Origin of the sequence: Stieleria mannarensis (assembly GCF_014154935.1) — a bacterium.
Classification (GTDB): Bacteria; Planctomycetota; Planctomycetia; order Pirellulales; family Pirellulaceae; genus Stieleria; species Stieleria mannarensis.
On sequence record NZ_JACEHH010000249.1, the window covers coordinates 1 to 256 of the forward strand.

Consider the following 256-nt stretch of genomic DNA (forward strand, 5'->3'; position numbering starts at 1 on the left):
CGGTGTTGCCGCCATCGTTGACGACCACTTGGATGGTGTCTGCATCGTTGCCGAAGGTGTGCGGCGTGCCGTGTAGGTATTGGACGTTGGCCGGGGTGTCCAGGAAGGTGTTCAAATCGGCCAGCGTCCCGGTCAGGGTCAACGTGCCGCTGCCAGATCCACCGACCGTGACCCCGCCGCCCGAACTGGCCGACAGATTGCCGCCGGTCGAAGTGGATAGCGTGACGGTCAGGCTGCCGCTGTTCGCGTCGACGTC

General features: G+C 64.8%; 1 protein-coding gene. It reads right to left on the minus strand.

All coding sequences use genetic code 11. From position 1 onward, the window contains the following. Window positions 1–256: hypothetical protein (locus tag H1B37_RS33240; protein ID WP_182871559.1), on the minus strand; the 256-nt coding region annotated here is incomplete at both ends.